Annotated in this window: 25 protein-coding genes; 10 read left to right on the forward strand and 15 right to left on the reverse strand. The window is 41.4% G+C overall.

Features of this window, described 5'->3' with window-relative positions; all coding sequences use genetic code 11:
- Window positions 1–3 precede the first annotated feature (3 nt).
- Genes H8B21_RS02240 through H8B21_RS02250 form a run of 3 tightly spaced genes read right to left on the reverse strand, consistent with a single transcriptional unit; the run spans window position 4 to window position 2,080 of the window.
- Window positions 4–1,155 (reverse strand): hypothetical protein, encoded by a 1,152-nt coding sequence (locus H8B21_RS02240; RefSeq protein WP_190312152.1) that lies wholly within the window; start codon window positions 1,153–1,155, stop codon window positions 4–6.
- Window positions 1,136–1,501 (reverse strand): HEPN domain-containing protein, encoded by a 366-nt coding sequence (locus tag H8B21_RS02245; protein WP_190312153.1) that lies wholly within the window; start codon window positions 1,499–1,501, stop codon window positions 1,136–1,138. The genes H8B21_RS02240 and H8B21_RS02245 overlap by 20 nt, the downstream gene beginning before the upstream one ends.
- Window positions 1,502–1,513: 12 nt before the next feature.
- On the reverse strand, window positions 1,514–2,080 hold the full coding sequence (locus H8B21_RS02250; RefSeq protein ID WP_190312154.1) for a hypothetical protein: 567 nt from the start codon (window positions 2,078–2,080) through the stop codon (window positions 1,514–1,516).
- A 588-nt stretch (window positions 2,081–2,668) separates the two neighbouring features.
- Between H8B21_RS02250 and H8B21_RS02255 the strand changes: the two genes are divergently transcribed.
- Window positions 2,669–3,421, forward strand: a complete 753-nt coding sequence (locus tag H8B21_RS02255) for a hypothetical protein (RefSeq protein WP_190312155.1) — start codon at window positions 2,669–2,671, stop codon at window positions 3,419–3,421.
- Between the two features lie 57 nt (window positions 3,422–3,478).
- Here the strand turns inward: H8B21_RS02255 and H8B21_RS02260 are convergent, their stop codons facing one another.
- Entirely contained in the window at window positions 3,479–5,254 is a 1,776-nt protein-coding gene (locus H8B21_RS02260; protein WP_190312156.1) for an aminopeptidase P family protein, read from the reverse strand.
- A gap of 103 nt (window positions 5,255–5,357) precedes the next feature.
- Here H8B21_RS02260 and dacB point away from each other — a divergent pair, with 103 nt between their 5' ends.
- From dacB to ruvA, 3 genes are all read left to right on the forward strand, one after another.
- Complete coding sequence (gene dacB / locus H8B21_RS02265; protein ID WP_190312157.1) at window positions 5,358–6,782, forward strand: D-alanyl-D-alanine carboxypeptidase/D-alanyl-D-alanine endopeptidase; 1,425 nt, start codon at window positions 5,358–5,360, stop codon at window positions 6,780–6,782.
- Window positions 6,783–6,867: 85 nt separating this feature from the next.
- The gene (locus H8B21_RS02270; protein ID WP_190312158.1) at window positions 6,868–9,144 is read left to right on the forward strand and encodes an NADP-dependent malic enzyme; all 2,277 of its coding nucleotides are present in this window, start codon (window positions 6,868–6,870) and stop codon (window positions 9,142–9,144) included.
- Window positions 9,145–9,146: 2 nt separating this feature from the next.
- Window positions 9,147–9,731, forward strand: coding sequence for a Holliday junction branch migration protein RuvA (gene ruvA, locus H8B21_RS02275; protein ID WP_190312159.1), 585 nt, complete (start codon window positions 9,147–9,149; stop codon window positions 9,729–9,731).
- A gap of 5 nt (window positions 9,732–9,736) precedes the next feature.
- On the opposite strand, the gene H8B21_RS02280 is transcribed toward ruvA, so the two are convergent.
- The 11 genes from H8B21_RS02280 to H8B21_RS02330 form a co-directional block, all read right to left on the reverse strand.
- Window positions 9,737–10,651: a WD40 repeat domain-containing protein gene (locus H8B21_RS02280; protein WP_190312160.1), complete on the reverse strand. Its 915-nt coding sequence runs from the start codon at window positions 10,649–10,651 to the stop codon at window positions 9,737–9,739.
- Window positions 10,652–10,665: 14 nt separating this feature from the next.
- Window positions 10,666–11,250, reverse strand: coding sequence for a bifunctional phosphoribosyl-AMP cyclohydrolase/phosphoribosyl-ATP diphosphatase HisIE (gene hisIE / locus H8B21_RS02285; RefSeq protein ID WP_190312161.1), 585 nt, complete (start codon window positions 11,248–11,250; stop codon window positions 10,666–10,668).
- An 18-nt stretch (window positions 11,251–11,268) separates the two neighbouring features.
- Window positions 11,269–12,021, reverse strand: a complete 753-nt coding sequence (gene hisF / locus H8B21_RS02290; protein ID WP_190312162.1) for an imidazole glycerol phosphate synthase subunit HisF — start codon at window positions 12,019–12,021, stop codon at window positions 11,269–11,271.
- Window position 12,022: 1 nt separating this feature from the next.
- A complete protein-coding gene (locus H8B21_RS02295) occupies window positions 12,023–12,775 on the reverse strand; it encodes a 1-(5-phosphoribosyl)-5-[(5-phosphoribosylamino)methylideneamino]imidazole-4-carboxamide isomerase (RefSeq protein WP_190312163.1) in 753 nt (250 codons plus the stop codon).
- Window positions 12,776–12,850: 75 nt separating this feature from the next.
- The gene (gene hisH, locus H8B21_RS02300) at window positions 12,851–13,441 is read right to left on the reverse strand and encodes an imidazole glycerol phosphate synthase subunit HisH (RefSeq protein ID WP_190312164.1); all 591 of its coding nucleotides are present in this window, start codon (window positions 13,439–13,441) and stop codon (window positions 12,851–12,853) included.
- Between the two features lie 80 nt (window positions 13,442–13,521).
- Window positions 13,522–14,649 (reverse strand): bifunctional histidinol-phosphatase/imidazoleglycerol-phosphate dehydratase HisB, encoded by a 1,128-nt coding sequence (gene hisB, locus H8B21_RS02305; protein ID WP_190312165.1) that lies wholly within the window; start codon window positions 14,647–14,649, stop codon window positions 13,522–13,524.
- Window positions 14,650–14,653: 4 nt separating this feature from the next.
- The gene (gene hisC, locus H8B21_RS02310) at window positions 14,654–15,712 is read right to left on the reverse strand and encodes a histidinol-phosphate transaminase (protein ID WP_190312166.1); all 1,059 of its coding nucleotides are present in this window, start codon (window positions 15,710–15,712) and stop codon (window positions 14,654–14,656) included.
- 135 nt (window positions 15,713–15,847) lie between these two features.
- Window positions 15,848–16,762, reverse strand: a complete 915-nt coding sequence (locus H8B21_RS02315) for a ribonuclease Z (RefSeq protein WP_190312167.1) — start codon at window positions 16,760–16,762, stop codon at window positions 15,848–15,850.
- Window positions 16,749–17,135: an STAS domain-containing protein gene (locus H8B21_RS02320; protein ID WP_190312168.1), complete on the reverse strand. Its 387-nt coding sequence runs from the start codon at window positions 17,133–17,135 to the stop codon at window positions 16,749–16,751. The genes H8B21_RS02315 and H8B21_RS02320 overlap by 14 nt, the downstream gene beginning before the upstream one ends.
- Before the next feature lie 9 nt (window positions 17,136–17,144).
- Window positions 17,145–18,092: a phosphoribosylaminoimidazolesuccinocarboxamide synthase gene (locus tag H8B21_RS02325; RefSeq protein WP_190312169.1), complete on the reverse strand. Its 948-nt coding sequence runs from the start codon at window positions 18,090–18,092 to the stop codon at window positions 17,145–17,147.
- 11 nt (window positions 18,093–18,103) lie between these two features.
- On the reverse strand, window positions 18,104–19,066 hold the full coding sequence (locus tag H8B21_RS02330) for a PhoH family protein (RefSeq protein WP_190312170.1): 963 nt from the start codon (window positions 19,064–19,066) through the stop codon (window positions 18,104–18,106).
- Window positions 19,067–19,288: 222 nt separating this feature from the next.
- On the opposite strand from H8B21_RS02330, the gene H8B21_RS02335 reads away from it, so the two are divergent.
- From H8B21_RS02335 to ccsA, 6 genes are all read left to right on the forward strand, one after another.
- Window positions 19,289–20,074 carry an SAM hydrolase/SAM-dependent halogenase family protein gene (locus H8B21_RS02335; protein ID WP_190312171.1) on the forward strand — a complete coding sequence of 262 codons (786 nt, stop codon included), beginning with the start codon at window positions 19,289–19,291 and terminating at the stop codon, window positions 20,072–20,074.
- Window position 20,075: 1 nt separating this feature from the next.
- Window positions 20,076–20,624 (forward strand): hypothetical protein, encoded by a 549-nt coding sequence (locus tag H8B21_RS02340; RefSeq protein WP_190312172.1) that lies wholly within the window; start codon window positions 20,076–20,078, stop codon window positions 20,622–20,624.
- A 54-nt stretch (window positions 20,625–20,678) separates the two neighbouring features.
- A complete protein-coding gene (locus tag H8B21_RS02345) occupies window positions 20,679–22,517 on the forward strand; it encodes an ABC transporter ATP-binding protein (RefSeq protein ID WP_190312173.1) in 1,839 nt (612 codons plus the stop codon).
- Window positions 22,518–22,609: 92 nt separating this feature from the next.
- On the forward strand, window positions 22,610–23,005 hold the full coding sequence (locus H8B21_RS02350; protein WP_223814781.1) for a hypothetical protein: 396 nt from the start codon (window positions 22,610–22,612) through the stop codon (window positions 23,003–23,005).
- A 58-nt stretch (window positions 23,006–23,063) separates the two neighbouring features.
- Window positions 23,064–23,723 carry a heme exporter protein CcmB gene (locus H8B21_RS02355; protein ID WP_190312174.1) on the forward strand — a complete coding sequence of 220 codons (660 nt, stop codon included), beginning with the start codon at window positions 23,064–23,066 and terminating at the stop codon, window positions 23,721–23,723.
- A 39-nt stretch (window positions 23,724–23,762) separates the two neighbouring features.
- Window positions 23,763–24,428, forward strand: a complete 666-nt coding sequence (ccsA, locus tag H8B21_RS02360) for a cytochrome c biogenesis protein (RefSeq protein WP_190312175.1) — start codon at window positions 23,763–23,765, stop codon at window positions 24,426–24,428.
- The last annotated feature ends 20 nt before the right edge of the window (window positions 24,429–24,448 follow it).

A 24,448-nucleotide genomic window follows, 5' to 3' on the forward strand; every position in this document is an offset into this window, starting at 1 on the left:
AACCTACCAATCTATTTGAATCCTATCTAGCATCAGGAGATAAAGCGTTTCCATTAATTTTTCCAATTCTTGGAATAACAGAACTGCTCTCCGTCCGTCTTCCTCCTCAAAACTTCCATCTTTTCCGCTTAGTAGAAGTGCATACTCGTGAAGCTTTCTGTGCAATAAATGATAATCGTATCCTCTCAAATTATTAATTAGATTTGCTACATCGGTCTCTAATAAATAGTGAAGTGGATAAAAATTATATTCAGTAGAGAAGTCTCCGACGTCGGAATAATTCATTGTAAAATGTTTCTCTTCTTCAAAATATCTATTATCCTGTAACGATAGTGTATGCGCCAATCCGATCAGTTTATGATAAGTGTGTATAATTCCACATCGACTTCCCATGATTCCCTCCTCAAGACCACAATGAGTATGCATGGTATAAAAGAGGTCTCGAAGAAGTTTCTTCAAATCTTCATATTCCCATTTGCTGAAGATTTTCATCAGTGTCTTTGCCGGGTGCTTTGCTTCTTCCAAAGAAAGGTAAGCACTTGCTGCATATAGATTAGTTTCTTCCCTCATATAATTACTTTTATAAATAAAATACATTAGTTCGATCATCAGCATAAGACGCCTAAATTCAGGGATTTCATTCCCTACCTGGCACCTGTCACCAACATCTAGATGTCGCCAATCTATACCCAAATCCCACCAATGTCTCAATACATTCATAAACCCCTGAAGCCCATCTTCTTCGTTAAATAATTGCGTAATTGTGGTCTTCAATGAGTTTCTTGTTTCTCCTAAGAAGATACAGTAAATAGTATTTCTGAAAGTCTGAAAGGAGGTATCATTGCATGGAATCAATAACTGCGAGCAACTAAATTCCTCGTCTATAAGCCATGCAACATTAAGAAGCTTTTGTAGTCTACACTTGAAGTGATAGAGCGTATGCAATCCATTTCCAAAAGAAAAAAGATACGGTCTATAATGGCAGTGTTTCCACTCCCAAAGTAAGTATTGACAATCCGTAAGTGAATAATGTTTAAAAATATCTTCTAAAGCCAGTGAAGGGTTTTTAAGCTCTTCTTGTGTTAATGAATACGGGTAGTCCTCGTCCCAAATCCATATTGATTTTCGAGGCAATTTAGATTGCGTTGTTTCCATATAATAATGCAATTTGTTTTTCAAAAGTTGCCTTTACAAGCCCTAGTACTTTAGTTACTTCTTCCATTACAACTTGTACATCCCAGATGTCTCCTATATCGTAGCCTGGAGCAGTTATCCATCTCGTATCATCGAGCGCATTAATAGTGCCCTTGCTCATTTGCGAACATACCTGTGGTAAAAATTTTTTCACTTTAGCATGCAGCCGGCATAAAAGTTTAGTCTTGTAAAATTTGTGCTCATATTCATACAAAATATTCTTATACAGATATTCCATACACTGATGAAGCATCAATGCCGCTAGGTTAGCTGATTGTTTTTTTGTCAATTGCTCTGCTTCCGACAAACATAAACTAGTTTATGCGAAGAACTTTTCAAAGCGCTGGGGCAGTTCTTGATTCAGTTCAGACAATGCGTTATCCGAAACTTTTGGAAGTCGGTAGGGACTATTCGAAAACACGAGGTTATCTTCTGTGCAAAACTTACAATAGTAAGGATGAGCATTTTCAATACCGCGTTCAACTATGCCGGAGGTTTCGAAATGAATCGCAACGTTCTTTTGTTTGAAACATGCCATATCGAGAATACCTTTCGTGAGTTTCTTTGAGCTGATTTGCGATTCATCTATAACCACAAGAATCTCTACCCAAGAGTCTATATCAAAATCAGACAATGCAGAATGGTCTATCACAAACAGTCGGGTGGGTTCAAATAACGCTACAATAAGCTCCAGAGCGGGTTTTAGCGCTTCATAGTCAGAGCCCACCTGTAATAGGGATCCAATCCTTCTCACCCAGTCATCAAATTCACTCTGGTTGGAACTGGGATGAAGATAGATGTGATTGATGGTTTGTGCATTTTTATTTGAAGAAAAATCGTTATCCTTGGCTATTCCGCCGCTGTTCATATGGAAATTTGAATTCATATCGTTCGTTATGTATAGTTTTTCTATACAAACATATAAATAAACCTTCAATAAACAAACTATTTATATATTTTTTCTATACATATACGCTATTTAACCAAACCATTGAATAGAAAATATAACAAAGATAGGCGATTTGTCAACAAAGCCTTTACATGTGAAATCTAGATAAACTTTATGGTCATCGGCAACAGAACCTCATTTCAAGCGTTTATCTATTGATACGGCCTAACAGCTCACGCTCCAATACGCCGACAATCTTTCCCAGATGATCCGATAATCATCTACCCCTCATAGTAGGTGTGTCCGCCGTGAGTCCATGTTCTCTCCATGTTGAGTCCAAGTTTATATCGTTGACAAGTTAATTTCACGGTGGTTATACCCTGTATACAGCTACTGGTATTAGCGAAGCAGGGGTATGCCATAGGTACAGCATTAGCGGATCGTAGCAGAAACTCATTATCATTTTCATAATCGTCCGTACTTCACGATTATAAAAATGATAATGCCCGGTACCTCACGATTTTCATTTTTAGAAAAATTCACAAAAACTTATCTATCAACAACATAAAACAATACATTTGGGGTATGGCAGTAATTGATAATGGATATTTGAGAGGCCAGATTGGGAATGTGGTCAATCGCAAAGTCGGCACACAAAATGTTGTGCAGACCAAACCTACGGGTAAAATTCGGCAAACACAATGGACAGAAGCGGCTGCTTCCGATTTCGGTACCGCAAGTTCTGCAGGATCGCTTATCCGAAGGGCATTCATCGTTGCTCACAGGAAAGTACACGATGGTCAGATGCACAATCGGCTTGTGAAACTTATGCAACGTGTTTTACGGGGCAACGGGAAAGCAACCAAAGGGTTTATGCAAGTTAAGGATGGTAACATCAAACGGTTAGTAGACTTTCAATTCAACGAAAAGTGCCATATTTATGATTATGTGTATTTTGATCCTAAAGTATCGTTTGATGAAGTGGGGAACACATACATACAATTGCCCGCTTTCGAAACACACCGTAACCTTTATGTCCCCAAGCAGTGCAGTCACATTGTACTTAAATTTGATGTAATAGGTTTTAATTTTCCCCGGAAATCCTACGAAACCATCGGTAGTCACGAAATGGAATTACCTTTATATGATAGAGACCAAAAAGAGTACGATAAACAAACACTTCTCTTTGATACAAAAGATAAACTTTTTGACAGTCTATTAGTTTCACTGTCTACCCTTTATATATATAAAAATCGCACTTACGCTTACCTACTCAACGACGAAAACTTAAATCCGGCAGGAATCATTGCAGCTTTTAATCCAAAAAAGAATCAATAGATCAAAATAACGGGCAACCGTTCCGGTTGCCCTACAATTCATTCATTCAAAACTAAATTATATCGCTTTCGTCTTTTCCTTCAACCACTCCGTTTCATCCGTATCCAAATGAGGCGCTAGCTTCTCGAATACCCATGCGTTATAGTTATTTAACCATTGCACATGCTTATCATCCAATAAAGATTTATCAACGAGATCCGTTGCAATATAACAGATCGTTAAGGTTTCAAAATGCATAAAATCCCCAAATTGATTGGATTCAAAACCTTTACTCAAAACGAGATTTTCAATACGGATGCCGTACTCTCCTTCTCGATATAATCCCGGTTCGATAGAAGAAATCATCCCCTCTTCGACAGGTATATCAACATTCGTCGGATTAAATACATGCGGTCCTTCGTGTACATTTAGGAAAAAACCCACGCCATGCCCCGTGCCATGCCCATAATTGCGTAACGATTCCCAAAGTGGACGTCTTGTAACCGCATCTATCTGATACCCTCGTGTTCCTTTAGGGAACACCAGTTGGGAACCTTCAATCAGCGCTTTCAAAACGAGGGTATAGTCTGTTTTTTCTGCTTCCGTGATATTGCCAAGCGATACGACCCGCGTAATGTCCGTTGTACCATCTTCGTATTGTCCACCCGAATCCACGAGCAATAGTCCCGTTGGTTTCAAAACAGCGTTACTTTCCTCGGTGGCTTTATAATGCGGTAACGCACCATGCGCTCGATAGCCTGCAATAGTATCAAAGGAAATATCAACGAAATCATTTCCTTTGGCACGTATTTTCTGTAGTTTATCTGCAATCGAAATTTCTGACAACGCTCCGTGTGTAACTTCCTCTTCTACCCATTTGAAAAAACGAGTCATTGCCACACCATCTTTAACCATCACATTCCGCGTATGTGCAGCTTCCACTTTGTTCTTCACAGCTTTCATTGACGTGGATGGATTGAGATCCTCTATTATTTTAGTAGATTTCGGAACGGAGTCATACATCGCGAAGCAGGTCCGTTTTGGATCCAGCAAGATAGCGTCAATGTCTAATAAAGAAACCGCTTGAAAAGCTTCCGCATAAGGTTTTATCTGCACTGCCGATCCCTCCAGTGTCCCTTTATCTTTATCGTTCAATTTATTAAGATCGATAAATAAAGTGGTTTCGTTCCCCACTAACAATACAAATCCTAAAACCACAGGATTACATGGCACATCGTTCCCCCGGATATTTAACAACCATGCCAAATCATCTAGGGATGAAACGAGATGGGCAGAAACACGTTTAGATTTCATTTTCTCGCGGACACGATTTAATTTGCTTATCGTGCTTTCTCCCGTAGTGGATTCATCCAATAAAAATGCAGGAGCTGTCGGTAATATCGGTCTGTCGTTCCAGATCGTCTCTAAAATATCCACATGACCGTCTACTACAATTTCCAGCGGTAACAACGCATCTTTAACTGCCTTCGCCAATGCTACCGAAGCTAGATTTCCATCAAATGCCACGCGGCTAGCAGCAGGAAGCTGCTCCGCCAACCACGTTGCATATTCCGCAGCACCTTGCGTTTTCAATTTCACGAGTTCGAATCCCGTTCCTTCCAATTGTTCATTTGCCTGCACAAAATATCGCGCATCCGTCCACAATCCTGCAAAATCAGCCGTAATGACCAATGTTCCTGCTGATCCGGTAAAACCAGAAGCCCAGGCAATACACTTATAACGATCCGGTAAATATTCACTAATATGTGGATCTGACGACGGAATGATATAAGCATCAATCCCTAGCGACTTCATCTCTCTCCTAATAGCTTCTAAGCGTTCTCTATATGTCATATGCATTCGTTTCTATTATCTACGCAAGTTAGAAAATATGTAATGAAATAGCCAAAAGTGGAAACAAAAATCGTTTTCTTTATGTTTGCATAAAAAACAAGATATGGTAAAGAAGACAATCTATACAATATTAATCCTATTTACATTTTTGTCCACGCACCCAGGTTACGGACAAGCGCTCCGAGACAACATCAACAACGCCTATCAACAGTTTATAAAAAGTGGCAAATTCCCTAATGGAATCGCGGCCTTCACGGTATTGGACGGCAAAACAGGGCAACCGATATATACAAATAATGCTTCCATCGGATTACCGACAGCTTCCACGATGAAGGTCATCACCTCGATCACCGCATTAGATATTTTAGGACCGGATTATATCTATCAAACCAAGCTGGCCTACACCGGTGAAATTGACAGCTTGGGCGTCCTACATGGTGACATCATTGTCATCGGTTCCGGCGATCCGACGTTAGGTAGCGACCGCTATACCAACACAAAAGCAGAAACCCTGCTGAACAAGTGGGTATATAAAGTTCAGCATGCTGGTATTAATCATATCAACGGGCGTATAGTAGGCGACGATCTATATCTAAACGGCAATGATGTTCCGCCCACGTGGAACTGGGTGGATATAGGAAATTATTACGGCGCAGGTATTTCGGGGTTAAATTGGCGTGAAAATAAAGCTGGTATTACGTTCTCGCCAAGTACTATAGGACAACCCGCCAACATTGCCTCTACCAATACCCCGTTTTCTGGAATTACATTAATCAATGAGGTTACGACAGGAGCAAATGGTTCCGGTGACAACGTCTATGCCTATTCTGCACCGTACTCTGATATGGTATATTTACGTGGAACTTACGGAAGAGATCTAAAAAAGGTAATCGAAATAGCAATACCGGATCCCGCTTTGGCATTAGCACAGCAATTGACAACCTCGTTATCAGATGCGGGTATTACTGTAGATAGCATACCGACCACAGGAAAACGTCTATTAAATCAAGGGATAACACTAAATCAACAAAAACATGAACTTGACACACATCAATCTCCTGCTTTGAAAGACATCGTACACTGGTTCAATCAAAAAAGTATCAACCTATATGGTGAGGTGATGCTCAAAAGTTTCGGTATCATCAGCCATAACGAATCTACTACCCAGAAGGCAGCATCATTGCTAAGCAAGTATTGGGAACAAAAACTGCGCATACCGAACAGTGAACTGAGTATCCAAGATGGTTCCGGGCTTTCTTCGCAAAACCGTGTTACGACATTAGCCATGGCCAAAATCATGCATTATGCACAAGGCAGGCCGTGGTTTGCCGATTTTCAAAAAAGCCTGCCCACTATCAATGGTATAACGATGAAAAGTGGCACTATTGGCGGAGTTTTGGGATATACCGGTTTCCATACAGGTAAAACAGGTACGCCGGTTACATTTTCGCTTCTGGTTAATAACTACACAGGAAGCACGTCCGCCATGCGGCAAGAGATGTTTAAATTATTGAATAGTCTTAAATAACATTAAAAATTCGCTAATCTTCTTTTGAAGTTTTAGCTTTGTAGCCGTACAATTTAAAGTTCATTTTTACTTTTTATTTAAACAAATGAGTATCAATAGAAAAAAAGACGCTTTGGACTACCACTCCAAAGGTAGACCTGGAAAAATTGAAGTTGTTCCAACAAAGCCCCACAATTCACAACGAGATTTATCATTGGCATACTCACCTGGTGTAGCTGAACCATGTTTGGCCATTGCTGAAAATAATGAGGACGCATACAAATATACTTCCAAAGGAAACCTGGTTGCAGTTATCAGTAATGGTACTGCTGTATTGGGATTAGGTGATATTGGTGCACAGGCTGGTAAGCCTGTAATGGAAGGAAAAGGTTTATTATTCAAGATATTCGCTGATATAGACGTTTTTGATATTGAGCTTGACACTAAAAATGTCGACGAATTTGTCAATATCGTAAAAGCGCTTGAACCGACTTTTGGGGGCGTGAATTTAGAAGATATTAAGGCTCCTGAGTGTTTTGAGATTGAGCGTCGTCTAAAAGAAGAAATGAATATTCCGGTCATGCACGATGACCAGCACGGAACAGCTATTATCTCGGGTGCTGCCCTTATCAACGCTTGTGAGTTGATCAATAAAGACATCAGCCAAGTCAAAATCGTCGTAAATGGAGCCGGGGCTGCAGCCATTTCCTGTACGGCCATGTATGTAGCCGTAGGAGCCTCCAAGGAGAATATTGTTATGTTGGACAGTAAAGGGGTGATTCGTAAAGACCGGGAAAACCTAGGTTCGACAAAAGCTGAATGGGCGACAGATCGTGATATTCACAGCCTCGCCGACGCTGTAAAAGATGCTGACGTATTCATCGGGCTATCCGCCGCAGACGTGTTAACACCGGAAATGCTGCTTTCAATGGCGCCAAGACCGATTGTATTGGCCATGGCCAATCCTAACCCCGAAATTGCCTACGATTTAGCCTTGGATACACGGACTGATGTAATTATGGGCACCGGACGTTCGGACTATCCGAATCAAGTAAACAACGTATTGGGCTTCCCCTACATCTTTAGAGGTGCATTGGACGTTCGTGCGACCAGCATTAACGAAGAAATGAAAATTGCTGCTGTTAACGCCATCGCTACGCTAGCAAAACAACCTGTACCCGAAGAAGTAAATCAAGCTTACGATACGAACAACTTGAAATTTGGTCCCGAATATATCATACCGAAGCCAACCGATCCTCGTTTGATCACAGAAGTATCCGTAGCTGTAGCAAAAGCAGCCATGGCTTCTGGGGTTGCTAGAATAGAAATACAAGATTGGGAACAATATAAAGAAGATCTTCGCAAGCGTTTGGGTAAAGACGATCGGATTATCCGTAATTTAACTAGCAGAGCCAAGAAAAACCCAAAACGGGTCGTTTTTGCAGAGGCAGACAATTACAAAACACTCCGAGCAGCACAGATCGTAAAAGAAGAGGGAATCGCTTTCCCTATCTTATTAGGAGACAGAGAGAAGATCCAGAGCTTGATCCAAGAATACAACTTCGATTTCGACGATGTAAAAATCATCAATCCTGCTGAAGAAAAAGACTCAGAACGTTTCAACAAATTCGTACAGCATCTTTATACCAAGAGACAGCGCCGCGGTCTGACAGAGCATGAAGCTACCAAATTGCTAGCAACCAACCGCAACTATTTCGCGGCTAGTATGGTGCAGTTTGGCGAAGCTGACACCTTGATTTCAGGATTGACCCGAAATTACGCAACGACGATACGTCCAGCATTACAAGTTATCGGCGCAAAACCAAACAGCCGCGTTGCAGGGATGTATATTATGCTCACGTCCAAAGGTCCTCTTTTCTTTGGTGATACGACTGTTAATGCAGACCCTACACCGGACGAATTGGCCGACATCGCCATTTTATTGGATGAAGCTGTTAAACGTTTCAATATTACTCCGCGCATTGCGCTATTATCTTATTCCAATTTCGGCTCAAACGAAGGGTTCACTGCTACAAAAGTACGTGAAGCAGCAAAAATATTACGAGAGAAAGCACCTCACATCATTGCAGACGGTGATATTCAAGCAAACTTCGCATTAAATAGTAATTTATTACGTTCCAATTTTCCATTTAGTACCTTAAATGGTGAGCCGGCAAATACCCTGATATTTCCTAATCTAGAATCGGGAAATATCGCTTACAAATTGTTGCAGGAAGCAGGAGATGCAGAAGCGTTAGGACCAATCCTACTGGGCATGAACAAGCCTGTGCATGTATTGCAACTAGATAGTTCCGTTCGTGAGATTGTTAACATGGTTACCATTGCTGTGGTGGATGTGCAAGAACACGAGAAAAACAAATAAATATGTACGATTATTTTAACGGAAAACTAATATTCAAAGCCCCCACCCATGTTGTCCTTGACGTGGGTGGGATTGGCTATCATGTCCATATCTCACTGACGACTTTTAGTCAGATCAAAGATCAAGAGAACTGTAAGCTGTATATTTCTTTTCAAGTTAGAGAAGATTCCCAAACGCTTTATGGTTTCGCGACGGAAGGAGAGCGACAATTGTTCAACCATTTGATTTCCGTGTCAGGTATCGGCCCAAATACAGGGCGTATGATGCTTTCTTCCATTACACCCGAAGAAATCCAAAGTGCGATCATTAATGGTCAAGTTCAGGTTATCCAGAAAATAAAGGGAATAGGGCCGAAATCCGCGCAGCGTGTTATCCTCGAACTGCAGGATAAACTAAAAAAACAAGGGCCGGACGCACTCATTCCGCTTCCTATTGCCAAGCAGTCTGTACCTGAAGAGGCACTATCGGCATTGGTTATGCTGGGTTTTGGTAAACCCCAGGCGGAAAAAGTATTAAACAGTTTAGTAGCAAGTGATCCCGAACAAACAGTAGAACAACTTATTAAAGCCGCATTAAAGCGTTTATAGGTAAATTAAATATCTTGTAAAGACACATCCCACACTTTCACGAGCTTATCGTCGCCGGCGGTAATTAATTGGTTTTCCACCCAAGTGGCGGTATTAATAGAGAGGCGATGGGCATCAAATCCACGTTCTATACTGATGTTTTTAAGCAGCGATAACGATGATGCATCCCATATCTTGATGGATTTATCCCGACTGATAGTAGCGATAATCGGCAACGTAGGATGAGGAAGTATACCATATACAGTAAACATATGTGGGGTTATCGATTGAAGAACCGACAAATCTTTTTTTGCCAGTCGGACAAGCTTTGCATCCCTTCCTCCCGAAAGCAAGCTTGTATCTGTCGTTGCCAATGCGGTAACAGGCAGACTGTGTACCTGCTGTTTCGCTATTTCCCGGAAATCAGTCGTATCATATAAATGCACAAAACCATTTTTATCCCCAAAAGCTATTTGATTCACTTTAGTATAAGGTTCGATGACACGCACCGTCGTGTCCGCTACATGGAATCTATACAACAACGTATAGGTATCCAATGACCATACATAGGCGACACCTTCTTCCCCCGTTGCAATGATTTCCCTTTTTTCTGGGAGTACTTTGATAGCAAATACAGCACCTTTTTCTGTCTGCGTCTTACCAACAAGCGCTTGTTTTTCTATATCCACGAACCATACCTCGCCATTACGCAAACCGATGATCAAAACTCCCTCTTCCGGTAGAAGTTGCAGTGCATATACCGATGCCGGGACAGCACATAAAATACGCCTGAATTTACCACTTTCCAAATCCCACTCGACTACCCCCTTATCGTTTCCACCTGTAAAAATAGTCGTGGAATCCAACCCGCCGGATATCGTGAAAATTGGGTTTTGATGACCCGAGAGCGTATTAGCTAAAGAAATATCGATTGTGTACATGACCCGCTTCCTTCTTATTGATGCCGGCTTTCCAGATTCTTGGCAATCGTCTGTAAATCCAATCCTTTTTCCCGAAGTAACACCAAGAGGTGGAAAAATAAATCCGAAGATTCGTTAATAAAATCATGTTCGGTCTCTGCTAATGCAGCAATGACTGTTTCCACAGCCTCCTCGCCTACCTTTTGCGCAATTTTATTTAACCCCCGCTGTCGTAATCTATTCACATAGGATTCCTCGGTGGGCATGTCGTAACGCTGCTGTACGATACGTTCCAATTGCAGTAGGAAGTTCTGGTTATATTCCGTTTGGAAGCAACTGCGGGCACCCGTATGACAAGTAGGACCAGCCGGCTTAACCTTGATCAACAGCGTGTCCTGATCACAATCTATGTGAGAAGACACTACTTCCAGAAAATTACCGCTCTCTTCTCCTTTTGTCCACAAACGATTTTTGCTTCGCGAATAAAAGGTTACACGTCCCTCCTGTTGGGTTTTTACCCACGCTTCCTCATTCATATACCCCAACATCAGCACTTCCAGTGTCTGATTATCTTGTATAACAACGGGAATTAATCCGTCTCCTTTTGCGAAATCTAACATTATTTTAATATTAAGTATTTATCTCACCACAATTCCGTGCGTCCGCAATTTTTCTTTCAATTCCGGAATCAGAATTTCTCCATAATGAAATACCGAAGCCGCCAATGCTGCATCCACATTTGTTTGCTGAAACACATCTACAAAATGCTGTTGTTTTCCTGCACCACCTGAAGCGATCAATGGAATATGTATGGTGTCGTTAATCTTCTTTAAGAATGTATTGTCGAAGCCATTTTTCGTTCCATCATGATCCATCGATGTTAACAAAATCTCTCCTGCTCCGCGTTGCTCAGCCTCCTTGATCCAGTCCTCCGTCTGTATGTCCGTTTTATCTCGTCCGCCGCGCAAGTAAACAAAGTTCTTCCCCTCAATGACACGCGTATCTACTGCCACCACAACAAACTGTCGACCAAACGAGCGGGCAAGTTCATCAATCAGCGTTGGATTACGCACTGCAGCAGAATTAATCGAAATCTTATCAGCTCCCGAATTAAGCAACACCTCAGCATCTTTCAACTCATTGATCCCCCCACCTATCGTAAAAGGGATATTGACCTGTCTTGCTACTGCCTTGACCAGCTCTATCGTTGTCTTCCGTTTTTCATGTGTAGCCGTAATGTCTAGAAACACCAGTTCGTCCGCTCCTTGTTCCGAATATTGCCAAGCGAGCTCCACGGGATCACCTGCATCTCGAAGATCGACAAAATTAACCCCTTTTACTGTACGGCCATCCTTTACATCCAAACAAGGGATGATACGCTTCGCCAACATACTAGATACTAATGAGTGTCTTCAGATTCCAATCTTTAATCTCATCGATGGAAATCTTGTTTTCGTAGATGGCTTTACCCACTACGCAGGATTCCATTCGGCCTAATGCATTTAAGGCACGGATATCATCCATGGAACTAATTCCACCCGAACCAATCAGTTTGATAATTGGCGAATGATCCAGAAGTTTCTGATATAGTTCAACACCGGCCCCTCCCAGTTTACCATCTTTACTGATATCGGTACAAAGAAAACGGAAGAATCCTAAAGAAAGACATTTATCTATGTATGAAATCAACTTAATAGGCGAACTTTCCAGCCAACCGGAATATTTGATGACTTCGTCCAACACGTCAATCGCAATAACGATATGCTTCGCATATTTTACGCGTCCCTCATTTAGTTTGGCTAATTCTTCCAAAAAAGTAGGGTTGGTAATTGCCTGCGTTCCGACGATGACCCGATAAATACCTGCGTCAACCAATTCCTTTACTTTCTCAATACTTCTTACTCCCCCTCCATATTGCACCTTCATATCCGTTTTACGAATAATATCAAATAGATAGTCCTGATTGCTGAAATCGCCCTTTGCACCATTCAAATCGATAATGTGCACGAGTTCGGTACCGTTGGCATGATACATTTTAATTTGCTCTTCCAATGATATGTCATACGTCGTGACGTCATCGTAATTGCCCTCTCTCAGACGGACAACCTTTTTATCCAAAACATCAATAGCAGGAATGATATACATATTTTAAAGTAATAAGTTAAAAGTCAAAAATCGTAAAGTCGATCATTAATAATCGACAAGTATAAACAATATCCCCTATAATCGGGAAAAATTAAGCAATATCTGCTCGCCAGCTTTTCCGGATTTCTCCGGATGAAACTGTACACCATAAAAATTTCCTTTTTGTATCGCCGCCGAAAAAATAACATCATACGTGCAAAATGCACATGTATATTGCTCATCCGCCTCAATAAAATAGGAATGTACAAAATAAAAATAGCTATTATCAGTAATATTCTCAAAAAGAGGACAATCCTTTTTAGGCGATATACTGTTCCATCCCATATGAGGGACTTTTTTGCCGATACGCTTATCAAAATGTAACGTCTTTAACGGAACGATATGCAACAGCTCGGCATCACCTTCCTCCGAAAAAGAAGTTAACAACTGCATACCTACGCAGATTCCCAATACAGGTTTTTTTAGGGATATGATATACTGTACCAGTCCGGTTTCGTCAAGCTTTCGCATAGCAGCTCCAGCATGCCCGACTCCCGGGATGATTATACGGTCGTACTGGTCAAAATCATCGACATTATTGATCATACCATAACCTATCCCGATTCTGTCGAGTGCCGCTGTCAACGAAAAAATATTCCCTGCTCCGTAGTTTACTATTCCAATCATTTTGATTCGTGATTCGTGATTTATCTAAAGATCAGCCCCTCGGGGTTCGTTATTAGCTCCGAATTACGGGTCACGAGCTACTATAATACCCCTTTTGTACTTGGCAACTGCATATTTTCCGCATCTCGCCGTACCGCTTTCTTTATTGATTTTGCAAAGGCTTTAAAAATAGCTTCGATTTTATGGTGTTCATTATCGCCTTCCGCTTTGATATTCAAATTCGATTTTGATGCATCGGAGAATGATTTAAAGAAATGGAAAAACATCTCCGTCGGCATATCGCCTATTTTCTCCCGATTGAAAGTTGCATCCCATACGATCCAGTTCCTACCACCAAAATCTATGGCCACTTGTGCCAGGCAATCGTCCATTGGTAAAGTATACGCATAACGTTCGATACCACGTTTATCGCCTAACACTTTCAGAAAGATTTCGCCTAATGCGATACCCGTATCTTCGATCGTGTGATGCTCATCGATATGTAAATCACCTTTAGCCTTAACCGTAAGATCGATTGCGCCGTGTCTGGCGATTTGATCTAACATATGGTCGAAAAACGGCAATCCAGTATCTATATCCGATTTTCCTGAACCATCAAGATTCAATTGGATAAAGATATCTGTTTCATTTGTTTTACGATGGTGCTCACCCGTACGCGTACCTAATTTTAAAAATTCATATATGGATTTCCAATCCGTTGTTTCCAGTGCGATGAATTGGCTTTGTACGTCTAAGTTTTCGGCCTTCCCCAGGTCATCGTTATTACGCAACCAAATGGCCTTAGCACCTAAATTCTCGGCTAGTTTTACATCATTGATACGATCACCTATTACAAAAGATTCAGCCAAATTATATTGCGTAACATCAAAATATTCGCTCAGCATACCAATGCCAGGCTTACGCGTTGGTGCGTTCTCATAGGGAAATGTACGATCGATGTGTTCTTTCACAAAACGGACACCTTCTCCAGCAAACGTATCGACGATAAAATGATGTACGGGCCAAAAGTTTTCTTCCGGATGAGAGGCTGTACCCAAGCCATCTTGATTGGATACTAAGATCAATTCAAAATCCAATTCGTTTGCAATACGTGGTAAATATTGCAACGCTCCCGGGTAAAATTTGAGCTTGGCAAAAGAATCAATCTGCTCGTCTTCCGGCTCTAATATCAATGTCCCGTCACGGTCTATAAACAATACTCTTTTCATCTATTTATTTATAAAACTCCCGAATATTTTCTAATAGCACTATATTTTCTTTAGGCGTGCCGATAGTCAAGCGCAAGCACCCCTCACATAGCTCCACTTTAGAACGGTCGCGTACGATAATCCCTTTCCCCACCAAAAAATTGTAGAGGGCTCGAGGCTCTTCCAACTTAACCAATATAAAATTGGCATCCGATGGCGTCACGTGTGCAACTTGGGGCAACGTCCGTAAAGCAGCAGATAACTTCTCTCGTTCTTCGACTACTTCCTTAATCCATTCGTTTACTATCTCCACACCGTCCAGCGCCTCCAAAACAATATCTTGGGTGGCTTGATTAATGTTATAGGGTGGTTTAATCTTGTTGAATACCTGGATAATTTCATTGCTGGCAAAAGCCATACCCAGTCGCAAAGCCGCTAATCCCCAAGCTTTCGAAAGTGTCTGTAAAACTACTAAATTCGGAAACTCGGCCAAATCTTGAGTAAAGGACGGTTGCCTCGAAAAATTGATATAAGCTTCGTCTACCACCACAATCCCATCAAAATTGACCAAGATTGTCTCGATATCTTGACGATGGATGCTATTTCCCGAAGGATTATTGGGTGAACAGATAAATATCAGCTTTGTATACGCATCGATTGCCTCCGCAATACCGTCTAAATCCAACTGGTAATCCGCTGTTAAATTTACTTTTTTACAGGCTACATTATTGATATTCGCCGAAACTTCATACATGCCATAGGTAGGCGGCACAAGAATAACATTATCCCTTCCTGGTTCACAAAATGCACGAAAAAGAATATCAATAGCTTCATCGCTACCATTGCCTAAAAAGATATTTTCTACCGGAACGCCCTTAATATGGTGCAATTTTTCTTTTACCCGATTCTGCAACGGGTCTGGATAGCGATTATAATTTTTACCATAGGGCGAACCGAATGCATTTTCATTAGCATCCAATAAAACAGAGGCTTCTCCTTTGAATTCATCTCTTGCCGATGAATAAGGTATTAATTTCTTTATGTTATCCCTCAGCAGCAGGTTCAGGCTAAAAGACGTCTTCATATTTTTCATTAGAATAATGTGTTCTTTATGGCAATGAAGCTTGCATGAGCTAAGTTATTCTAGTCCTTTTCTTAGCGGCGGCTCATGCAGGTTTTCATTTGAGCGTGTAAAGATGGGGAAAAATCTACAAAAACCCTATACTAAAAACCACTTACCTTCTTCAGACAGCTCTGTATGGGGAAAAATTGCTCGAGATTCGTACAAAAGAGGTTGTAAATCTTTATAACGGGCGGAGAAATGTCCAAGCAGAAGTTTCTTTGCTCCTACAGTCTGGGCAATCTGTGCTGCTTCCAAACTGGTAGTGTGAAATGTTTCTTTGGCACGTTCTACCCGATCGTGAAGAAATGTCGCCTCGTGGTATAATAAATCCACTCCGTTAATTGCTTCAAAATAGTCTTCATTCATCACCGTATCAGAACAATAGCCATAGCTTCGTGGGCGCGGTGGCGGATAAGTTAAATCTTTTGCTCGGTGCACCGTGCCATCATCTGCTACATAGTCTATGCCTTTTTTTAATAAACGCAAGTAGGGAACAGGTATATTCAGTCGTTCTACTTCTTCTTTTTTTAGGGATGCAGACCGTACTTTTTCTTCAAACCGGAATCCCGTGCAGGCAATACGATGCCGCAAAGGGAAACTGCTCACGCTAAGCTGTGTATTTTCGAATATCACTTCTTGGCGGTATTCATTTGTAGGATGAAAAATCAATGGATAGCGCAGCCGCGTATCTGAATGCTTAAATTGCAAATCTATTATCTCTTTTAACGCCGGAGGGCCATAGAGATGCAATTCGCCTCGACGCCCAACTAGATGTTGCGAAGAAAGTAGCCCGACAAGACCCAAATAATGATCTCCATGCAAATGGCTGATAAAAATATGGCTTATCCGGCTACCTTTAATTCCGTAACGGAATAACTGCATTTGTGTGCCTTCACCACAGTCTATTAGAAAGAGCTGTTCGTTAAAGTTTAGAACTTGGGAAGTCGGATGACGACCGTATATGGGTGTTGCCGAGCTATTTCCCAATATCAAAACCTCAAACTTTGTCATGCTGGCTTGTCCTTAAATCCAATCGCAGCTCGTTGCCGAAAATCATGTCTTCGGCATCAGAAACTGTCAGTGCAGTTTTAAAATACCCTTCCATATTGGCCATTTTGAGTAAGTTTACGAGTCTCTCGCTTAATCCCGTAAGAATAAAGAGACCACCCGAGGCTTTACATAACCTGCGCGCCAATAATCCCATACGCAATCCATCTTCATCCGCATCGGATACGTGGCAAAGATTTAACACAATATTACGTTGGCCGCCGGTATGGCGCAACATAAACTCACCTTTCAATTTCGCTGCCGCTTCTCCATCAAGGAAATCTGTAAGTGGTTCAATAACCACATAGCGCTCATGCTTGTCAACCGTAAATTTCATACATCTAATCTATAACAATTTATTTAAAGCTTTTGTCACATTTTGTTCTACCCGCAAAACAGTGTCTTCATTTGCCGAATATTGGAATCTCTCTCCCGTGATATGTTCATAAAGTTCAATGTAGCGTTCCGATATAGATCGAACGATATCATCGGTCATTTCGGGCACGATCTGCCCGTCTTTTCCTTGAAAACCGTTATCCATTAACCATTCCCGTACAAATTCTTTAGACAACTGCCGTTGCGGCTCGCCATTCGCTTGTCGTTCTTCGTAGCCTTCGGCATAAAAGTAGCGGGACGAATCCGGTGTATGGATTTCATCCATCAAATATATTTCACCATCTTTTTTGCCAAATTCATATTTGGTATCCACCAGTATCAATCCTCGCTCTTGCGCCATTTCAGCACCTCTTTGGTACAACGCATGGGCGAAGTTTTCTAACTGTACATAGTCTTCTTCACGCACAATGCCCTTAGCCATGATGTCTTCTCGCGAAATATCTTCGTCATGTCCGACATCTGCTTTCGTCGTTGGCGTTATAATAGGCTCGGGAAGCTTATCATTTTCTTTCAACCCTTCTGGTAAAGTTACACCACAAAGGATTCTTTTCCCATCACGATAAGTTCGCCACAAATGCCCTGCCAGGTATCCCCTGATAACCATTTCCACCTTAAATGGTTCGCACTTATACCCTATAGTCGCGTTTGGATCAGGTACGGTGATGACCCAGTTTGGAATAATATCTTTCGTAGACGACAGAAATTTTTCCGCAATCTGGTTCAACACTTGTCCTTTATAAGGAATAGGACGTGGCAACACGACATCAAAAGCAGAAATCCTATCCGAAGCCACCATCACCAGATATTCATCGGCTATGGTATATACATCACGTACCTTACCTTTATAAAAGGCGGTTTGTTTATCAAAATTAAATGTTGTTTCTTTTATTGCGTTCATTGTATTCAATCCTAAATATCCCCATACGCTTCCAAAATACGTCTTACCAGTTTATGTCGAACGACATCTGATCCACTTAGATGGATAATATCTATGCCATTAATATTTTCTAAAAGCTTTACCGCCGTCGCTAGCCCAGACTGTGTTTTCTTTGGCAAATCGATTTGCGTAAGATCGCCCGTAACGATAAACTTGGCTGTTGGCCCCATCCGGGTAAGAAACATCTTTAATTGCATATCGGTCGCGTTCTGTGCTTCGTCCAAAATGACAAAACAATTGTCCAACGTGCGCCCGCGCATAAATGCCAATGGCGCCACCTCTATTACCCGGCGCTCCAAATAATCTTTCAGCTTATCGGAGGGGATCATATCATCCAATGCGTCATAGAGCGGACGCAAATACGGATCTACCTTCTCTTTGAGGTCACCCGGCAGGAAGCCTAGATTTTCTCCGGCTTCAACGGCCGGACGTGTCAAGATAATACGCTTTATCTCCTTGTTCCTTAATGCTCGAACCGCTAACGCTACCGCCGTATAAGTTTTACCAGTACCTGCTGGCCCGATGGCAAACAGAATATCGTTTTTACTTATACTCTCCACCATTTTCAGTTGGTTCGGGGTACGAGCACGAACAATCAAGCCGTTAGGCCCGTAAACAATCGGCTCTCCTTTAAAAGCAGAAGATTCCCCTGTTTTCTTTTCTGCCTGTTTTTCAGCCGTGCCATTTATCCCTACCAAATCCTCCAATGCATTGGAATCCAAATTTTGAAATCGGTCAATATGCTGCAATATGCCTTCGAACACACGTTTAAATCGTTTCTGTTCCAACTCCTCTCCCAACACTTTCAATTCATCCCCCCGTGCTACTAACCGAAGCTTCGGGAAGCCTTTTTTTATTAACTCAAAATGTTCATTTTGAGCTCCCCATAACGTTACTAGATTAACGTCCTCTAATGGTATAAGTACTTCGTTCAAATTGTTTGTTTTAATTTTTATGTAATAAAGATAGATGTTTTACAGCATTAATAAACCAAAAATACAAACTATAATTATCTATTTTCACACACATGATAAAAAATGGAAATTTAGCGATGCAACGATTCATATTGCACTTTCTTTTATTACTTTTGTAGTTCTTTTGCGAAGAGGGCATCACCGTATTTTAACGTTTTTAGTATCTTTACAGGTACATAGTGTATGGGAGTAATAACGCTTACAACAGATTTGGGGCACCGTGATTTTTATCAGGCGGCATTAAAAGGCAGTATCATATCGCAATTGCCTGATGTCCGTTTGGTAGATATTACGCATGAAATCCCGTCTTTTGATATACAACGTGCTGCTGTCGTACTCCGCAACGCTTTCCGTTACTTCCCTAAGGGTACGGTACATCTTATCGGGATCGACACTGTGTTTCAAGAAGATTCCAATTATGCCATGATGAAATTTGACGATCACTTTTTCGTCGGAGCCGATAATGGCATTTTTAGCATTATCCTTGGTGAAAGTGACCCACAGGAGCTGTACGAAATTGATATTATGCAGGATTTACGTTACCTGCATTTTCCTTTGGCTGATATACTGTCTAAAGCAGCCTGTCATATTGCTAAAGGGGAACCGTTGTCCGAAATTGGACAGCCTATCGACAAACCTCTTAAAAAGGTACTGGTACAGCCACTGGTTGGGTCCAACACCATAAAAGGTCACGTTTCGTATATTGACGCTTTCGGAAACGTCATCAGCAATATTAGCAAAGAGCTTTTCAACGAAGTTCAAAAAGGCCGAAGTTTCAAATTACATTTCAAAAGGAATGAAACCATAAATAAACTAAGCTGGCATTATAATGAAGTACCGGAAGGAGAAAAACTCTGTTTATTTGGAATCAGCAACTTCTTGGAAATAGCGATCAACAAGGGCCATGCTAGTCGATTATTGGGTTTGCAACAAGATGAAGTTGTCATGGTGGAATTTTTAGACAGTTAAGATGAAACAGCTTTCTTTACTTATTGTCCTTTTAGTCGGCATGCTCCACATGGGCAATTCCCAAACCAACATGGACGCCGATTCTATCAGCTTCGAACAGCAGCGAGAGCGTGTTAACAGCTTACTGGATAAACGCAGCAGGCGTTTCGGCGAGTTTGACAACAGTTTACGTCAAAAGACCGGTGTATTTGGCATTTTCAAAAGAAAAAAAGATATGCAGAAGTCTATCGATATCCTACGGGAGATTGTTTTGACAGACAACGACATCTTTCTGGAAACAAAGAAGTTACTGGACATAAAAGGCAGCGAAAGCAATAAAAATGAAAACCTAGCCGTGGAATATAACAAACAGGTTTCCGGCTACATGCACACGATTACCAAGCTCCAAACAGAAAATGAAAAACTACGCAATCAAATCGATGACCTGGAAGCTAAGCAACGAAACCGCCACACAACCATCCTCATATTGACCATTGTCATTTTGGCGTTAGGCTTTACCTTATATCTACACCTTAGACGGCGCAAGTCCCAAAATTTGACGCAAGAGTGATAAGGGCACATAAATAATACCGTATTTTTGCTCTCTAATAATTCGAGTTGAAGAATGGCGAGATCGCGTTTGAACAGTGGTAATACACAATCAGAAGAATTACCCAAACCCAAGCTTAGTAAAGAATTACTGAAGAAAGCGTTAAAAATTTTCACCTATTTAAAACCATATAGGGGAAAATTTATATTGGGCATGTTTTTCCTTATCCTGTCTAGCTTAACCATGCTGACTTTCCCGGCCCTGCTTGGTGCTATGATCGACGCAGCCCAAGGACAACAGAAATACCCTTGGCTACCTGCTAGCCTATTCAGCATTGGCGCGATTTCGATGGTGTTGCTCTTGTTTCAATCCATCGTGTCTTTCGGCAGGATACGGCTTTTTGTCGAAATCGCGGAGAAGGCCTTAGCTAGTATCCGTAAAGACAGTTATCATAAACTCATTACGTTGCCAATTGAATTCTTTGCCAATAGACGAGTGGGAGAATTAAACAGCCGTCTTTCTACCGATTTGGCTCAGATTCAAGATACATTAACAACAACGTTAGCAGAAATATTACGTCAGACGATTAGCCTGGCGTTCGGGATATGCCTCCTGGTATTTGTTTCCCCGAAACTGGCACTAATGAACCTTGCCATTCTACCCGTCATTATTGTCATCGCCATTATTTTTGGTCGCTTTATACGCAACCTGTCTCGTCAGGCACAAGATCAGCTGGCCGACTCCAATACCATTGTACAGGAAACATTGTTAGGCATCAGCAATGTCAAAGCATTTGTAAATGAGTATTACGAGACCAACCGTTATGCCCACAAACTGAGTGCTGTCGTGAAACTGGCTGTCAAAGGAGCAACCTACCGGGGCATCTTTGCTTCTTTTATCATTTTCTGTATTTTCGGAGCCGTTCTTGTGGTTATTTGGTATGGTGCCTCGCTTGTTTCGCAGGGGGAGATTTCCGTAGGAGACCTTACCACTTATATTTTATATTCGATGTTTGTCGCCGGATCGATGGGCAGTTTTCCGGAGCTATATGCCAATATACAGCGCTCCATCGGTGCGAGTGAACGCGTGCTTGATATTTTGGAAGAACAACCGGAACCGATAGACATATCAGCAAACAACAATGATATCGAGATACCCATGCAAGGTGCACTTACCTTCAACCATGTGGGCTTCACTTATCCCTCCCGTCCGGATATACCTATCTTAAAAGATATTTCGTTCCATGTGGATGCCGGAAAAAAATTGGCGTTAGTTGGGCCAAGTGGCACAGGAAAATCAACTATTGCCTCGCTTATTTTACAATTTTATACACCGACATCGGGATCTATCGCTTACGACGGAAAAGATAGTTCAGCCTATTCGCTGACGGACATCCGTAATCAAGTGGCCATCGTTCCGCAGGACGTGTTATTATTTGGCGGCACGATCCGTGAAAACATTGGATATGGTCGCTTGGATGCAAACGCGGAGGATATCATAGAAGCCGCGAAACGGGCAAATGCGCACGAGTTTATTATGGCTTTCCCGCAGGGCTACGATACGCTTGTGGGGGAACGCGGTGTAAAACTGTCGGGCGGGCAACGCCAGCGTATTGCCATTGCGCGCGCATTATTGAAAGACCCTGCCATTCTCATCCTGGACGAAGCAACCTCCTCTTTAGATTCCGAATCTGAGCGGTTGGTGCAATTAGCCCTGGAAGAACTTATGCGCAACCGTACATCTGTCATCATCGCGCATCGGTTAAGCACCATTAGGGATGCAGATCAAATTGTAGTCATCGAAAACGGAGAAGTATCCGATGTAGGAAACCATGTTGAGCTTATGTCAAAAGGTAGCGGTCTTTATCACCATCTTTATTCCTTACAATCTATACAACAAGTAAAATTGAATTAGCAAAAATCTTTTATAAAAAAATCATCCTCACTAAAACATTTTTCGAACTTTATCTGTTAAGATAACAAAGAGTTACGTATAAATATTATTAAATGAGTAAAAAAAAGGATATTATGAAAAATAAAAATGGACTAATCACATTTGCGCTTGTTGGTTTAGCTGCTGGTGCAGCTGCCTATTATTTCTTAGCAACAGATGATGGTAAAGAACAATTGGAGCGGGCGAATAAAGGTGTTAAAGACCTCACGAAGTCCATTAAGGAACTCTCTAAAAAAGAAGCGAAACGTGCAGCTAAATTTGCTAAATCAGCTAAAGACGAATTAGAGAACTTAAAGGGCAAGGCTGTTGAAAAAGGAAAACAAGTAGCAGACGCAGCCTCTGAGAAGGCTGGAAAATGGGCTGATAAAGCTTCAAAAGCTGTAAATGACGCAGAAGGCAAGGCCGAGGACGTTATTGATAAAGCAAAATCAGAATTAGACAAAGCTTAGTACTTAATTTGGGGTCGGCGCGGTTTCGAGCACAAGTATTTGTATCTTTGCTGCGCGCATGAATACACTCCAACAGGTAAAAACTTTAGTTTATAAAGATATCATTCTTGAATGGCGTTCGAAGTACGCGATAAATGGTATCTTATTATACGTTGTATCTACAGTATTTGTTTGCCATCAGGCATTCAAATCTGTAGATACACTTGTTTGGAACGCCCTGTTCTGGATAATTATGTTGTTTGCCAGTGTCAACGCTATCAGCCGAAGTTTTATTCAAGAGAGCCAAAACCGACAGCTCTATTATTATACACTAATCAGTCCACACGCTATTATATTATCTAAAATAATTTATAATACGCTGGTGATGGTTCTTTTATCGATAATTGCTTATATAGCTTATAGCATCACGTTTAGTAATCCCGTAGGTGATCCTTTCCTGTATATAGCAGCGGTTTTATTGGGCAGCATTAGCTTTGCCTCGGTATTCACCATGGTGTCAGGCATCAGTGCCAAAGCAGGCAATAATAGCACTCTTATGGCGGTATTGAGCTTCCCCGTTATCATACCCCTGCTTATCGTCTTAATTACCCTATCTCAAAATGCGCTAGCCGGGGTTCCAAGAGGCGAAAGTACCAATGAGATACTCGTCTTGCTGGCAATTAATGTAATTACGATTACCATTTCTTTACTGTTATTTCCTTATCTTTGGCGTGATTAATTCTATAGCTTCATCACGTTTAAAATAGATTACATATAGATGAAAAAATCTTGGTGGAAAATTTTAGGACTGGTCATGGTAGCCGCTAGTATTGTAGTGGGCTTCCTCGGCCCGGTTCCCGCTTTATTCCTATTACATGAGACTATCCGCAATGTATATTTCCATGTACCAATGTGGTCCGCCATGTTTGCCCTTTACCTTATTTCTGTTATTTATAGCATACGTTATTTGAATGGCAGCCGTGTCAACGACGACTTAATGGCTGTCGAAGCAGTCAATACAGGGATTGTATTCTGTATCATAGGTTTACTAACGGGTATGCAATGGGCAAATATCACCTGGGGAGACTTTTGGCCTAACGATCCTAAAACAAATGGTTCGGCGATCGCAACACTTATGTATTTGGCCTATCTCGTTTTACGAAATGCATTAGAAGAAGAACAGAAAAGGGCTAAAATATCCGCAGTATATAACATTTTTGCATTTCCGATCATGATTGTACTGATGTACATCATGCCTAAAATGACAGACTCGCTACATCCCGGAAGTGGTGGTAATGGAACGTTTGGCGATCTCGACATGGACAACCAAATGCGTCCCGTTTTTTATACGGCCACTATTGGCTGGATTCTGATAGGCGTATGGATATGTACTTTGCGTTATCGTGTGCGTCTTCTGGAAAATAAAAGAAACTTCGTCGATTAATCTCACAAACCACAATCATC

This window comes from Sphingobacterium chuzhouense (assembly GCF_014692525.1).
Lineage (GTDB): Bacteria > Bacteroidota > Bacteroidia > Sphingobacteriales > Sphingobacteriaceae > Sphingobacterium > Sphingobacterium chuzhouense.